At 59.2% G+C, this 12,297-nt stretch carries 11 protein-coding genes; 8 read left to right on the top strand and 3 right to left on the bottom strand.

Going from position 1 to position 12,297, the window contains the following annotated elements; translation table 11 throughout:
- Nucleotides 1-26: 26 nt before the first annotated feature.
- Nucleotides 27-1,064 (top strand): Ldh family oxidoreductase, encoded by a 1,038-nt coding sequence (locus FHT97_RS14625; RefSeq protein WP_183863150.1) that lies wholly within the window; start codon nucleotides 27-29, stop codon nucleotides 1,062-1,064.
- Between the two features lie 75 nt (nucleotides 1,065-1,139).
- On the opposite strand, the gene FHT97_RS14620 is transcribed toward FHT97_RS14625, so the two are convergent.
- Entirely contained in the window at nucleotides 1,140-2,102 is a 963-nt protein-coding gene (locus FHT97_RS14620; protein ID WP_183863148.1) for a dihydrodipicolinate synthase family protein, read from the bottom strand.
- Nucleotides 2,103-2,229: 127 nt separating this feature from the next.
- Nucleotides 2,230-2,934, bottom strand: coding sequence for a GntR family transcriptional regulator (locus FHT97_RS14615; RefSeq protein ID WP_183863146.1), 705 nt, complete (start codon nucleotides 2,932-2,934; stop codon nucleotides 2,230-2,232).
- Nucleotides 2,935-3,187: 253 nt separating this feature from the next.
- On the opposite strand from FHT97_RS14615, the gene FHT97_RS14610 reads away from it, so the two are divergent.
- The 6 genes from FHT97_RS14610 (at nucleotide 3,188) to FHT97_RS14585 (ending at nucleotide 9,353) form a co-directional block, all read left to right on the top strand.
- On the top strand, nucleotides 3,188-4,987 hold the full coding sequence (locus FHT97_RS14610) for a diguanylate cyclase (RefSeq protein WP_183863144.1): 1,800 nt from the start codon (nucleotides 3,188-3,190) through the stop codon (nucleotides 4,985-4,987).
- A gap of 120 nt (nucleotides 4,988-5,107) precedes the next feature.
- Nucleotides 5,108-5,614, top strand: a complete 507-nt coding sequence (locus FHT97_RS14605) for a helix-turn-helix domain-containing protein (protein WP_183863142.1) — start codon at nucleotides 5,108-5,110, stop codon at nucleotides 5,612-5,614.
- Between the two features lie 14 nt (nucleotides 5,615-5,628).
- Nucleotides 5,629-6,894 (top strand): beta-ketoacyl-ACP synthase II, encoded by a 1,266-nt coding sequence (gene fabF, locus FHT97_RS14600; RefSeq protein WP_183863140.1) that lies wholly within the window; start codon nucleotides 5,629-5,631, stop codon nucleotides 6,892-6,894.
- Nucleotides 6,895-7,171: 277 nt separating this feature from the next.
- Nucleotides 7,172-7,534: a hypothetical protein gene (locus tag FHT97_RS14595; protein WP_183863138.1), complete on the top strand. Its 363-nt coding sequence runs from the start codon at nucleotides 7,172-7,174 to the stop codon at nucleotides 7,532-7,534.
- Between the two features lie 60 nt (nucleotides 7,535-7,594).
- Entirely contained in the window at nucleotides 7,595-7,897 is a 303-nt protein-coding gene (gene csgH, locus FHT97_RS14590; protein WP_183863136.1) for a curli-like amyloid fiber formation chaperone CsgH, read from the top strand.
- A 133-nt stretch (nucleotides 7,898-8,030) separates the two neighbouring features.
- Nucleotides 8,031-9,353, top strand: coding sequence for a hypothetical protein (locus FHT97_RS14585; RefSeq protein ID WP_183863134.1), 1,323 nt, complete (start codon nucleotides 8,031-8,033; stop codon nucleotides 9,351-9,353).
- A gap of 8 nt (nucleotides 9,354-9,361) precedes the next feature.
- On the opposite strand, the gene FHT97_RS14580 is transcribed toward FHT97_RS14585, so the two are convergent.
- Nucleotides 9,362-10,486: a helix-turn-helix transcriptional regulator gene (locus tag FHT97_RS14580; protein ID WP_183863132.1), complete on the bottom strand. Its 1,125-nt coding sequence runs from the start codon at nucleotides 10,484-10,486 to the stop codon at nucleotides 9,362-9,364.
- Nucleotides 10,487-11,269: 783 nt separating this feature from the next.
- On the opposite strand from FHT97_RS14580, the gene bcsN reads away from it, so the two are divergent.
- Complete coding sequence (gene bcsN / locus FHT97_RS14575) at nucleotides 11,270-12,274, top strand: cellulose biosynthesis protein BcsN (protein ID WP_183757717.1); 1,005 nt, start codon at nucleotides 11,270-11,272, stop codon at nucleotides 12,272-12,274.
- Nucleotides 12,275-12,297: the final 23 nt, after the last annotated feature.

The raw sequence follows: 12,297 nt of genomic DNA, 5'->3' as shown, positions 1-12,297 counted from the left end.
GCCGGGCCAGCCATGAGAGACACAAGATGAGCGAGAACACCACCCTGACCGTCGCGGCCCTGCAGGAGAGGGTCGATGCAATTTTCCGCAAGGCAGGCCTCAACGAGATCCAAGCCGGTGCGCTCGCTCGCGTAATTGTCGCCGGTGAGCGGGATGCCTGCAAGTCGCACGGTATCTATCGGATCGAAGGTGCGTTGCGTACCGTCAAAGCGGGCAAGGTGAAGCCGGATGCGGTTCCGGAATTGCTGCTGCAGGAGGGTTTGGCGATTGTAAAGGTCAACGCCAAGGGCGGCTTCGCCAATCCGGCCTTCGAACTCGGCCTTCCGGCACTCGCGGAGCGCGCTCGAGCATGCGGACTGGCAGCACTCGTTATCAACGACTGCACCCACTTCTCCGCCCTGTGGCCAGAAGCAGAAGCGCTTACCGAACAAGGACTTGCGGGTCTCGTCATGTGCCCGAGCTATGCGACAGTTGCACCGACAGGAGGCAACAAACCCCTGCTCGGCACCAACCCCTTTGCATTCGCCTGGCCGCGCGCCGGCCAGCCACCCTATGTCTTCGATTTCGCCACCTCGGTTGCCGCGCGCGGGGAAATCGAGCTGCATCGGCGGGCGGGAAAATCGTTGCCGGACGGCTGGGCGATCGATGCCGACGGCAACCCGACGACCGATCCGGAAGCTGCGCTTGCTGGCGCCATGCTGCCATTCGGCGGACACAAGGGCTCGGCCATCGGCACGATGATCGAGCTGCTCGCCGGCATCATGATCGGCGACCTGACAAGCCCAGAGGTGCTCGACTATCTCGGCACGACAACACTTGCGCCCTTCCACGGCGAGTTGATCATTGCATTCTCGCCGGAGGCCTTCGCCGCCGGCCGGCCGGGCAATCAGTTTGCGCGTGCAGAGATGCTGTTTGAGGCAATCGTCGGCCAAGGCGCCCGCCTGCCCTCACAGCGCCGGTATGTGGCGCGTGCAAAATCGGAAGCCAATGGCGTCACGCTGACCGAGGCCGAAATCAAGCAGCTCGAGCGGTTGCTCGCACTCGGCCTGGAGGCGGTGGCCTGAGCCACCACCTGAGACCGCCGGAAACGCAAAAAGGCCCTCCGTTGGAGGGCCTTTCGATCTGAGAGCTTTAGAAAATCAAGCCTTGTACTTCGCCACTGCGCCGGGGAGCTTGCTCCACTCTGCGTACCAGTTGTTGAAGAGCTTGAACTGAGATTCGACGTAACCGCGCTGACTGTCCGTCAGGACGTCGGTTTCGTTGAAGTGCAGCGTGTATTCCTTGTCACCCTTCAACACCATCATGTGCTTGAAGAACAGGACGAGGTCCGGGCCTTCGTCGAACGAGGAGAGCACTGCCAGTGCCTGCTCGAGCTCCAGCGCCCGCTGGCGGGCATCCGCATCGCCTTCAGCCGCTGCCTGCGAGAGGTTGCAGAGGTGCAGCACTTCCTTGGGCAGCACATTGCCGATGCCGGTGATGGCGCCGGTCGCACCGCAGTTCACGAAGCCGTGGAAGACGGCCGTGTCGACGCCGATCATCAGCGAAACACCATCATCGCGGCTGGTGATGTTCTCGGCCGCATAACGCATATCGGCAGCGCCGCCGAATTCCTTGAAACCGACTAGGTTAGGATGCTCGGCCCGGAGCGCAAAGAACAGATCAGCGCGGGTGGCAAAACCATAATAGGGGCTGTTGTAGATGACAGCAGGAAGATCGGGGGCAGCCGAAAGGATTGCCTTGAAGTGCGCCTTCTGGGCGCCGATCACCGAGCCACGCGACAGGACACGCGGGATGACCATCAGGCCCTGGGCGCCTACCTTCTGGGCGTGCGCTGCATGTGCAACGGCCGAGGCGCTGTTGACGGCACCGGTCCCAACGATGACCGGGATGCCAGCCTTTACCAGGCGCTCGACGCCTTCCATGCGCTGCGCATCGGTCAGGAGCGGCCAGTCACCCATCGAACCGCAGTAAACGACTGCCGACATGCCCTGGACGATCAGTTCCTGTCCCTTGCGGACAAGGGCGTCGAAATCGGGGGTACGATCCTGCTTGCAGGGGGTCATCAGGGCGGGGATCACGCCCGAGAAAATCTTAGCCTTCATATCGGTCTCCTTTCGGCCGTTTGATCAGTCGGCCGACACAAACGTGCAGAGCCTCCCTCTTTGTCAGGTGATATATCATCTTGTATTTTATTTGTCGACAAGAAAAACGCAAAGGCCGCCGCAGTCTTTAAAGCGCTATGTCGATCCCGACATCACGGCTGAAAAGCTTCTGCACCTGGGCAACGATCTGCTCCGCGTGCGCCTTGCCCAAGCGGTCGGCCGCCTCGATGTCGCGTGCCTCGATAGCAGCGATGATTTCCGCATGCTCATCGACGAAGCGTTGCGGAAACTGCTCGTCGTAAGACCGGTAGTAAAGTCGCAGAATGCGTCTCCCCTCATCCAGCAAACGACGGAACAGGCTGGTGAAATAGGGATTGCGGCCCGCCTCGGCGATTGCTGCGTGGAAAGCCGCATTGGTGGAGATCATGGTCAGTGCATTGCGTCCCTCAACGGCCGCCGCATAGTCTGCATGGAAGCCGCGGATAATCGCCAAATCCTCCGGGCGGTGGTTTCGCGCCGCAAGCCGTGTCGTCACGCGGTACATCAGGACCAACGCGTCGAAGAAGGTGTTGAGATTCAGGAAGTCGATATTCGATACCATAGTCGAACGGTTTGGCAGCGTCTCAATCAGCCCCTCGCCCGCCAGCCGAACCAATGCCTCGCGGATCGGCGTACGCGACATCTTGAATCGCTCGGCCAACTGCACTTCATCGATGGGGCTGCCGGGCGGCAATACAAGATCAAGGATCTCGTCGCGCAAGAGGTCGTAGACCATCTTGACGCCGGAGCCGCGCTTGCGCTCTGGGGTGGAGTTCGAATCTGTGTCAGCCATTGAAGAATCCTTTTGTCGACAAAAGGAATACTTTTTCTCGCGTAGTGGTCAATAGTGGTGGCGACTCGGCGGGTGAAAGCGCAGCACGTCGCGCGAGCATACAAAGGGCGGCTCCGCGCGTAACATGGTAGACTGCCGTTGCAGATCGATTGGCGCTACCAGAATTCGGTCGGCAAATACAATTAAGTGCTCATTTATTCATCTATCTTAGCATCGCAGAAGGACCACCCAGGGGGCGAAGGTACGAGACAGAATGCGGATCAGCACGATTACAAATTGGGCCTATGCCGTGACGGTTGTACTCACCGTTCTCTCGGGCGGAGCCTTCATTCTGTCTGCCTACAGCGCCGTGCGCGAACGGTCGGCGGTGGAGATGCGCCAGCAACTCGACGAGCTTGCTGATCAGCTCGCAATAGCAGCCGAACAGACAACGGAGGATGCCCGCCTCTACGTGATGCGCGGCGAGGACCGTCACCTTCAGGCCTTCCGCAGCGCCGATGGAGAGGAACGCGCTCGCGAGGAAGCCATCAAGGGCTTGAAGTTGACCGATCTGTCATCGCCGGAACTTGCCGCATTGCGCCGGTTGGAAAGTGACGCGGAGGCATTGGACCAAATCGAGGAACGCGCCGTTGCTGATTATGGGAACGGCGATCGCGACGGTGCAAGGCAAACCCTTTTTGGACCCGAGCATGAGCGCTTGCAGACTGATCTGCTCGCCAGCGTTCAGCATTTTACCGATCTCGTGGCGACCCGTGCCGACGACGAACTCGCTGCTGCAAAAGCAAGAACCGACCTCTGGGACAATATAGCGAAGTCGATGTTGGGGCTGACGGCGGCCGTCTTCATCGGCGTCCTTTATTTTGTGTTGAAGCGTCGGGTGGCAACGCCGCTGCTCAGAATGACTGGGATCGTCAATCGACTGGCAAAGCAGGACTATGACGTCGAGGTGCTGCCTGACAGGCGGCACGACGAGATCGGCGAAATGAACGAAGCGATCCAGATCTTCCGCGACAACGGCCTGGAGCGAGAGCGCCTGGATGCCGAGCGACGGCGCGATCAGAAAACGAAGGATCACATTCTTCAGATGATGCATCGGCTTCAGGCCTGCCAGCAACAGGAGGAACTCGCCGATGTCGTTTCACTTTTCGCGCCGCAGATCTTTCCACATCTCGCCGGACACCTGTACCTCATGAACGGTGGCCGGTCGGCCCTTACCTCCGCCAGCCGCTGGCTTCAACCGAACCGGTCGCATGACGTCCTGGCGCCGGCGGAATGCTGGGGATTGAGACGCGGCAGGCCGCATGTGAGCGACCATTCGCGGGACGATGTGCCCTGCCAACATCTTGAGGAAGGGGAACACGCCTGCATCTGCATACCGCTCTCCGCCCATGGCGACACAGTCGGTCTGTTGTATTTCGAGGGCACCGATGGCGGCAAGGCGATGGAGACCGCAAGGCTCTACATTGAGATCATCGCCGAGAATATCGGGCTGGCGATCGCCAATCTTCAGCTCAGGGAGCGGCTGACGCAGCTTGCCGTGCGCGATCCCCTGACAGGGCTTCTCAATCGACGCTCGCTGGACGACGAGATGAACCGGCTGCGCCGAGACACCGTTGACCGCCCGACGGCCTGCCTGATGGTCGACATCGATCACTTCAAGCACTTCAATGACGAGTTTGGCCATGATGCCGGCGACCACGTCATGCGGCAAGTTGCGACCCTGATGGCCGAGACGGCCGGCAAGTCGGGTTCCGTTTACAGGTTCGGCGGCGAGGAGTTCACGGTCCTTCTCCCCGAAGGGACGCGGGAATCGGCATTCGATATTGGGGAAAAACTTCGCAACGCGGTCGAGGCCGCACCCATAACCTATCAGGGGCGGCCGCTGGGGACCGTAACTGTATCGATCGGGATTGCCTTGGCGGATGATGACAAACCAGCCGCCACGCTGCTGCAAAGGGCAGACGCGGCGCTCCTTCGCGCCAAATCGAAGGGCAGGAACATCACCTTGATCGATGGTGCCGACGGGTCCCCCAATCACCGGCTTGCCGGGTAGCTTTCTCAATCCTTTGATTGCAAGCCCGCCCTGCCGCGCTTCGCCGAGGGATCGACACCGCTGACGGCTCCGCCAGAAGTTACTTGCATAATGGAAGTCATTCTTATAGTGGCTTGCATTATGCAACGAACAAGCTTTGCCAATTTCAAATGCCCGGTGGCCCGTGCGCTCGACAGCGTCGGCGACTGGTGGAGTATTATGATCTTGCGCGATGCGTTTCAGGGCCTCACACGCTTCGACGAATTCCAGAAGAGCCTCGGCGTTGCCCCGAACATCCTCACCCGTCGGCTTGCACATCTTGTCGAGGCCGGCCTCCTCCAGAAACGGCGCTACAGCGATCGCCCCGCCCGGCACGAATATGTGTTGACGGAAAAGGGCCAAGATTTCTTTCCGGTTCTGATGGCGTTGTTTTCGTGGGGCCGCCGCCATGTGCCGGAGGAAGATCTAGCCTTCTTGCTCGGCGACTCTGCCTCCGGCAAGGAGCGGCATACCAAACTCGTCGACGTCGAAACCGGCGAAGAACTTACCCCTCGAAATACCTGCCTGCTTCCCGGCCCGGCGGCTGCGGAAAGCGATCGCGACCGCATTGCACGCGCGAGGGCATGGTATCTCGGCATCGATGCCTAACAAGGAAAAGACAGATGGATCGGATCGTCGTGACTGGCATGGGACTCGTGTCGCCGCTTGGCACGGGCGTTGAAACGGCATGGCAACGGCTGCTTGCCGGCGGCTCCGGGCTTAGGGTTCTCAGCGACGACATCGTCGGCGACCTCTCCGCCAAGGTCGGCGGTGTCGTGCCATCGGCCGCAGAGGACGCTGAAGGCGGATTCGATCCGGACCGCTATATTCAGCCCAAGGACCAGAAGAAAATGGACCGCTTCATCCACTTTGCGATGGGCGCTGCCGACGAAGCAGTCCGGCAGGCCGGATGGACCCCTGACGATACGGTCGCGCGGGAGCGCACAGCGACGATCATTGCCTCCGGCGTCGGGGGCTTTCCCGCTATCACGGATGCGGTCCGTACAGTTGAGACGCGCGGCGTTCGTCGACTCTCGCCCTTCATCGTGCCGTCGTTCCTCGTCAACCTAGCAGCAGGCCAGGTGAGTATCCGCTATGGCTTCAAGGGTCCGCTCGGCGCTCCCGTCACAGCCTGTGCCGCCAGTGTGCAGGCGATCGGAGATGCCGCACGGCTGATCCGCTCAGGCGAAGCGGATATTGCGATCTGCGGCGGCGCGGAGGCTTGCATCGACAGAGTCAGCCTCGGCGGCTTCGCTGCGGCGCGGGCACTCTCGACGGGCTTCAACGATCGGCCGGAGCTTGCCTCGCGTCCGTTTGATACCGGCCGCGATGGCTTTGTCATGGGCGAAGGCGCGGGCATCCTGGTTATCGAGTCGCTGGAGCATGCTCTCGCCCGGGGCGCCACGCCGCTGGCCGAGCTTGTCGGATATGGCACTGCGGCCGACGCTTACCATATGACCGCGGGACCGGAGGACGGCGATGGTGCGCGCCGGGCGATGGAGGCAGCAATCCGGCAGGCGCGGATAGCACCGTCGGAGATCAAGCACCTCAACGCTCATGCGACATCCACCCCCGTCGGCGACCGCGGCGAAATGGCGGCCATCGGCACCGTCTTCGGCCGTAACGGCGAGATTGCCATAAGTGCGACGAAGTCCGCCACCGGCCATCTGCTTGGCGCCGCGGGTGGGCTTGAGGCGATCTTCACGATCCTTGCATTGCGCGACCAGATCGCGCCGCCCACCCGCAATCTCGATGAAACCGATCCCGCTGCCGAAGGGCTCGACATTGTCGGCAAGTCGGGACGTGAACTTGTCACGGAATATGCGATCACTAACGGCTTCGGTTTTGGTGGCGTCAACGCAAGCGCCCTCTTCCGACGTTGGAGCTAAGAATTGGACACGTTCCAACCGATCGCTGTTCTCAGAGTTTGCAATTTGTGGTTCAAATCTCCGTGCTGCTTCCTGTCCCAATCGTCTGGTGATGATCACTATCGGGATGGCACAACAGATCATTGGTTGCGCTGTTTCGCCAAATAGGGACCATATTGCCTTGCTTGAATTAGAGACTTCCCTCTCCCGGTAGGTAAGCTTTGAAGCACTCGCGCGACTGGCGATGCGGTAGTGTCTCTCAACCGTCAATCCCGACGGGAGGAAGAGGAGAGATACGATGAAAATCAAGGGCCTAGTAATCGCAACCGTGTTCGCGCTTTCATCAGTTACGGCTGTCTTCGCAGCGGATAATGAATCCATCACAGACCAAACCGGCTGGGGCAACAGCGCCGGTACGTTCCAGAGTGGCTTCCGCAACTTCAGCGGTACTGGCCAAGTGGGCGTTCGAAACAACTCGACGACCATTCAACATGGCGCATTCAATGAATCCGGAACAGCCCAGTTCGGCCGCCGCAATGACTCGCTTACCGTACAACAGGGCCTGGGAAACGTTTCTGGTACGCTGCAGTTTGGCCGCGGCAACAACTCGCAGACCTATCAGTCCGGCGTTGGCAACAACTCTGTGACCATCCAGCATTAGTCGAGTATCTTTGAAGGTCAGCGGCGCCGCCGCTGGCCTCTTTTGCCTTGGAGTCCTACAATGATGGCTGCCCTCCCTCCCGTCCATTGCATCATCGAGCACCATGATAAAGGGGGCGCTATGACCCTAGTCCCGACGATCGAAAGCGACGGTCGCGGCCAAGGAAGCTATCAGTTCGAGATTTTCTCGAATGCCAATGGCAACACCTCAAGCAACGTTCAAGGCGGCGATTTCCAGAAGGATGACCCGGGACGGCTTGCGCTTTCGCGCTCAACCGTCTCCGTGTCGCCGAATGGCTGGAGCGCCCGGCTGACGGTTTACGGTCCGAGCGGCGAGAAACTCTGCGTCGTGTCGGTGCCGTGACATTTATGCACCGTTCGGGTGATCTTCCGAATGGAGGAAACCAGGCTAATTGATTGTATACTAAATTATAATAGAAATAGACCTCAGTGTGTCGTGCCGGCGTGCTTCGGCGGCCATATCGAGGTGATAGGGAATGCGGATTTGTTGGGCCGTTCAGTCTCACAAACTGGCTGCTATCCTTGTTGCGACACTGGCAAGCATTGCAAGCAGCGAATCGATTGCAGTCGCCGATGACATCAAAACAGCGCCGACGGCGCAGAGTGTCGAGCCCGCGACAGGCGTGCAGATCGGCACCGGTATCAACTGGTTCAGCTTGCCAAGCTGGGCTCCTCGGGGACCCGACTTTCTTGGAACCGGCGACAGCAGAGTCATTGACGATGGCATTGGCTTTGGCATCAGCCTCGATTTGCCGCTCGGGCAAATCGGTTCGCAGCCCCTGTTTCTGGAATGGAATGGCGGTATCGCCGACCTGTCGTCCAGCTCGACCGACCGAACAAGCCTTGCCGGCCAAAATTCCCTGAACTTCAGCTTAGGAAATTCGGCGAACGGTCGCATCGATCCGAGCCTACTGACCGCGTCGCCTATAGGAACGCTGCCCGCGACCGCCACCGCTGATGTCACGTTTACCGACAGTGCAAGCGCGACGGGTCACACCTTTCTCTCGGATTCGTCGCCCGCGGGCGGGCGTGTGACCCACTTTGCATCCCAAACGGGGGTGACCGGCGGGTCTTTCGCAGCTACCCTGACTAACGGTTCGACCCAGAGCGCCGCGGCCTACGCAGCCTATGGTGACAACACCGGCTTTACCCTGGCCGCGACCGGTGACCTCAGCAGCAGCGCGTTCATCGACAAGCGCAGCGAGGATGCCTTCGTGATCGATCAGGAACTGCTTCTCGGCGCTCCGATCGATCTTCAGGGCGGCTGGACGGTTACTCCTAAATTCGGCCCCATGTACCGCTCCATCGATCGCGACGTGGATTTTCGCAGAACGCTCCGTATAACCGCCAATCAACCGGGCATCGTGGTGCCTGAGGTCGGCTTCACGCAAACCGACGAACTCGACGCGCGCTATGTCGGTGCCATCGCCGAGCTGGCTGTAACCCAAGCCCTGCAGCCGGATCTCAGTGTTTCGTTCGACGCCAGGCTGGGCGGCGCCTACCTGCATTCGCGTTATCGAAGCCACTATTCGGCAATTCTGCCAACGATGACGACGGGTCCCTTCGACTTCATTTCCGAGACACGCGACGACGCCAGTCTTCTTGCTGGCCTCGGCGCCGGGCTGCGCTACGCACCCAAGGAAAACGTCGTGATCGGCTTGGACACCGGCGTGAACTTCGTCAACAAGGTGCCGACGATCGACTATGTCGCGGATGCCGGCGGCGGTGTATCGCCGACGATCGGCATGAGTCATGCGATCGACTATAACGTCTCCGTCAACGTGACCTGGCGCTTCTGAGCCAGAGATCAGCACATCGCGGACAGCATCGACAGGCAGTGCAGAAATTGCGTCTGCCGGTTTACCCCGACGCGGGCCATCGCGGAGGCAAGCTGGTTGTGGACCGTATTCTTTGAGACGCCACGTTGGCGCGCGATCTCCGACGCCGTTTCTCCCCTCAGAAGGCAATATGCGAGATCGGCCTCTGTCGGGGTCAGGCCAAAGATGGACTTGATCGTGTCGGGTGCCAACAGACTGTTTCCACCAAGTTCGCGTATCGTCAGCATGTAAACACGCTCGTTGGTGGCAAAGACGTTCTTGAATTGCGATCCGAGGCCTACACGCCCCGACAGGGCATCGACGCTTACCAACCATTTGACATTCTTCACCTTGTCCTCGACCCAGGCAACGTGCCGAACACGCCCGTGCAATGTCGCCAGGCCGATCAGACGCGCAACTTCATCCTGAAGGGCCGTATCGACGAAATCGATCGCCGAATCGCTGTATTCGACAAGCAGGTGCGATGCCTCGACAAATTTCTCGAAACTACCGTTGGCGAGACGCACCTGATAGTCTTCCGTGATAATCGCCGAAGGTGCGGAAGAACTGAAGAAGGCGCTCTCCATATGCGCGGACCTCTCCCGCTCCAGGAGGGTCGCCTTTTGGATGGCAAAGGCCGTCTGAAAATGCGGCAGCAATTTCTGCAGCATTTCGGCCGCTCTATCCGTTTCGGTTCGACCTGGGCGATCGAAATGGAGCATCAGCGTAATCCGGCGTCCGCCTTCCTTGACAAGAACGAGCGTCAGAAGGCAACCTTCCGTACCAAAGCAGTCTCGCACGGGTACTTCCCATTGAGGACTGAGCCTCGCCTTTAAATCGATCGTCAGGAATGCTCCTTGCCCCAAGGCAAGCGTTGCCGCATGCAATGCGGCAATCATCGGAGGATTGGAGAGTGCGCTTTTCGGAACGCCTTTTGCGAACACGCTCGCGCGCCGATCTTCCGCCCCCTTGAAGCCTACGACAGCTCCCGCCGCGGCCTTGGTGATGTCGATCAGCTCCGCTATGACCTTTTCCCACTCCGGCGGGCTCACAACGGTTTCGTAGATCAACTGCACCAACGGCAAGCAGATATCTTCACCAAAGCTATTGATCATCGGACCCACTCCAATGCTTGGCGAATTTCCAAAGCTTTCACGTCCGGCCGCGTCATTTTTCAGAACGCAGTCCACCTGAGCTATGCAGCGGCATTGTTGCCGCGTTTTCACCTCTCATGAATGTTTCAGGCTACCTTCATCCCGGTCCGACCGTGCGGTCGAAGGTGGTTCCCAGCCACTGCCTGCTCTCCATGTCTCGGCGGCTTCTAGGAAAAGCCGAAGAGATGCCACGTCTCTGTACGAAACATCGAATGTCTCCTCCAGATTGTGTTTTTATGTCTTCAAGTCGTGCGGCCCACGCCAAAAACAAGCAACGCGCTCATTTGGCTCTCTTAAGACAAAACGGCACGCAACGAAGTATGTTATGTCGAGAATATTCCCGACATCACCCCTAAAAACCTAGAGATTTCTAAGAATAGCATGCGCCTTCTTGTTGTAAAATGCTTAATAGTTATTCATTTACTACGACAATAGGGGTATATATTATTGCAACCTTGAGAGAAGTCGCCAACAGCTTATAATTGAATTTGAGGTCGCGCTTTTATCATTCAGTTGAGGTTGCGGCGCTAAGGCCGTTGTCCGCCCGCGAGAACGGTGACAGTTCGTATCCTTCCTGTCGCCGGACTGACTGCACCGTCGAGTTGAAGTCAACCTTACCGACAACTATCGCCGCACATTAACGTTGGGTTAACCATAATCGTCGTTTACCATAGGTAGCGGCCCCAAGGGTCGTTGATTCGCAAGTCCAGCGCGAAATTTGCGTATGGAGGTGAGGAAAGACGATTGCGGCGACCCAAAACGTTCAGTCTGCTGAAGGCATTAGGCTTGGCATTGCTTGCCGGGCTCGTGGTCGGATGTCAGTCGTCGGGAAATGTTAGCTCACCAAACATTTCCGAAACGGTCCCCGCCGAAAGGGCACTGGCCTTGCCTCCGCCAGGCGGCCCTTCGATTGTCAGCGTCGTCGAACACAAGCGCGGCAACGGCACGGAGCAGATGATTTCGCTCTACACATCATCTTCCGTGTCCGGGCAGAATTTTCTTAAAGTGCAGTTCCTTGGTGCGTCGGGCGCCAATCCCGGCATCGGAAGCGCTTCCTACCAGATGATCAGTGAGAACGGGATAATCCGCGAAGCATTTGCCGCCGTGCCCGGTGTGCAGATGGCCCGATCGGCGACCTATCTGCAAAACAGCTATGGACCGTTCAGCTACGCGTCGGGCGAGAGCGGTTCGGGCGACACGTGCATTTACGGCTGGCAGCAGATCCGCTCCAGCCGGTCGGCCCACACACAAGCGCGCAACTTCGGAATGATCCAGGTGCGATTGCGCCTTTGCGATGCACGAGCAACCGAAAGGCAGTTGCTGGGCATCATGTACGGCTACACAATCGTTGGGACGCTCAATGGAGAAATCTGGAATCCGTTTGGATTTCCGCATGGCGCTGATCCAACACTCGGGCGCCCCGGCAATCCGATCTATCCCGATGAGGGCGGCTACAGGAACACACCGATGGCCTTCGGCTATGAACCTGCCCGTCCGGAAATCCAATCTCGTGTCGTTCGCGTACGCAGCGTTCAGCCGAAAGCCGAAGAGGCCCCTCTGCAATTGCCGCCCCCGACAGGTCCTCGCGTACCACTGCCGGACGGCTCCAGCGGTCAGCCGCAACCAGACATGTCAGCAGCGCCTTCGAACGAACAGACACAACAGAGAACCGTGACGGCAAGCGGCGTCACTGTGCCATTGCCAGAGTGTATAGGGGATTCGGCCATGACGGCCGCGTGCCAGAGATAGACGTGAAGGGGCTGTGGTGTTCC

This window comes from Rhizobium sp. BK399 (assembly GCF_014194695.1).
Classification (GTDB): domain Bacteria; phylum Pseudomonadota; class Alphaproteobacteria; order Rhizobiales; family Rhizobiaceae; genus Rhizobium.
Note: the sequence above shows the minus strand (reverse complement) of the source record. Positions and strands in the feature narration are given on the sequence as shown.

Coding starts and splice junctions, on each gene's coding strand:
- FHT97_RS14625 (WP_183863150.1), top strand. CDS start 27: ATGAGCGAGAACACCACCCTGACCGTCGCGGCCCTGCAGGAGAGGGTC.
- FHT97_RS14620 (WP_183863148.1), bottom strand. CDS start 2,102: ATGAAGGCTAAGATTTTCTCGGGCGTGATCCCCGCCCTGATGACCCCC.
- FHT97_RS14615 (WP_183863146.1), bottom strand. CDS start 2,934: ATGGCTGACACAGATTCGAACTCCACCCCAGAGCGCAAGCGCGGCTCC.
- FHT97_RS14610 (WP_183863144.1), top strand. CDS start 3,188: ATGCGGATCAGCACGATTACAAATTGGGCCTATGCCGTGACGGTTGTA.
- FHT97_RS14605 (WP_183863142.1), top strand. CDS start 5,108: ATGCAACGAACAAGCTTTGCCAATTTCAAATGCCCGGTGGCCCGTGCG.
- fabF (WP_183863140.1), top strand. CDS start 5,629: ATGGATCGGATCGTCGTGACTGGCATGGGACTCGTGTCGCCGCTTGGC.
- FHT97_RS14595 (WP_183863138.1), top strand. CDS start 7,172: ATGAAAATCAAGGGCCTAGTAATCGCAACCGTGTTCGCGCTTTCATCA.
- csgH (WP_183863136.1), top strand. CDS start 7,595: ATGATGGCTGCCCTCCCTCCCGTCCATTGCATCATCGAGCACCATGAT.
- FHT97_RS14585 (WP_183863134.1), top strand. CDS start 8,031: ATGCGGATTTGTTGGGCCGTTCAGTCTCACAAACTGGCTGCTATCCTT.
- FHT97_RS14580 (WP_183863132.1), bottom strand. CDS start 10,486: ATGATCAATAGCTTTGGTGAAGATATCTGCTTGCCGTTGGTGCAGTTG.